The organism is Rhodoferax ferrireducens (assembly GCF_003347515.1).
GTDB lineage: Bacteria > Pseudomonadota > Gammaproteobacteria > Burkholderiales > Burkholderiaceae_C > Rhodoferax.
In genome coordinates this window covers 1-1,245 of the sequence record NZ_QEII01000288.1, presented here as the reverse complement: position 1 = coordinate 1,245, position 1,245 = coordinate 1, and the positions used below count along the sequence as shown (strand labels likewise).

1 protein-coding gene is annotated in these 1,245 nt (G+C 60.1%); it reads right to left on the bottom strand.

Annotated features, from left to right (window positions below; translation table 11 throughout):
- Window positions 1-1,245 (bottom strand): helicase-related protein (locus C5P05_RS17515; protein WP_114971129.1); only part of this gene is annotated, 1,245 nt, incomplete at both ends.

The window sequence follows — 1,245 nt, the reverse complement described above, 5'->3', positions numbered from 1 at the left end:
TATCCGGGGTGGCCTCCAGCACGATTGAGCAAACCTGTGGCCAAAGCATCTTGCGCATCAGCGCGGGGTTGCCGGTGGCGACGAGTTCTTTCAGCGTGCCGGGCACATGCTCGATGGCGGCCTTGCGTGGGTACTCGTGGCCACATGAGGGGCAGGACGGCCGTGGCATGTGCATCGCGCGGCAATGCGGGCACTTGACCATTTCCTTTTCTTTGTCTGCGGCGGCTTCCTTCTTCTTTTCCTTTTTCTTGCCGTCGTCCAGTTCAGAAACACCGTTCTCGAAAAGCTCGTTGCAAGCCTTCCAGAACCGGGCCACGTTGCCGGAGTGGTCCAGCACAATGGCCTCAAACTTCCCTTCAAAGGTCCGCATGACGCGGCCCAGCATTTGGATGTGGACGGCGAGCGAGCTGCGCAGCGGCCGGGCCAGGATCAACACCTCCACGTCCGCTACATCAAAACCCCGAGTTAGGGCTTCAACCGACAGGATGCCGCGGATGTTGCTGTCAGCCTTCTTGAATTCCTGAACGATCTCGGCGCGGTCTTCCGGCTGGTCGTCGGCGGTGTAGGTTGCCACGTTGATGCCGGAGGCGATGAACTGGCGTTGCAGTTCCTGGGCGTGCACGATAGAGGCGGCAAAACCGATGAACTTCTTGCTCTGGCCGTTTTGCAAATACTCATGCACCACGTCGCCCACCACTTGCAGGGCGCGCTTGTCCGTCTCCTTGGCATCCCATTCACCGGCCACGACCTTGACGCCATCCATGTCCGGCGCGGTGCAGGCGAAGTAGCGCAAGGGCACCAGACGGCCCATTTCAATCAGGCGATTGGTAGTTGGCGCGTTGACGACCGTATCGAAATACTTGCCCAAGCCGGGCGTCACGGCGGTGGCCGACAAGCCGATGGCGTAGCAGTCTTTGGCAGCCAACTTCTTCTTGACCACATCGTTCAGAACGTGCGCCTCGTCCACCACGATCAAGCTCATTTCTGGCCATTGGCGCCGGGCCAGGGTTTGCACGCTGCACACCTGGACCAACTCACTGGGACGAAAGCGCCAGTGCGAGGCCTGCATCATGCCGTGATCGAGGCCGTATTTGTCGAAGCGCTCGGAGGTTTGAGTGCACAGGCTGATGCGATCGGCCAGAAAACCACCGCGCTTGCCGTTGTTCTTGGCGGCCAGCAGAATGGCCGTGGCCAGCTCGGTGTTGTGGCAAACCGTGAAATCTTCCAGCAGGTACAGATGGTCGC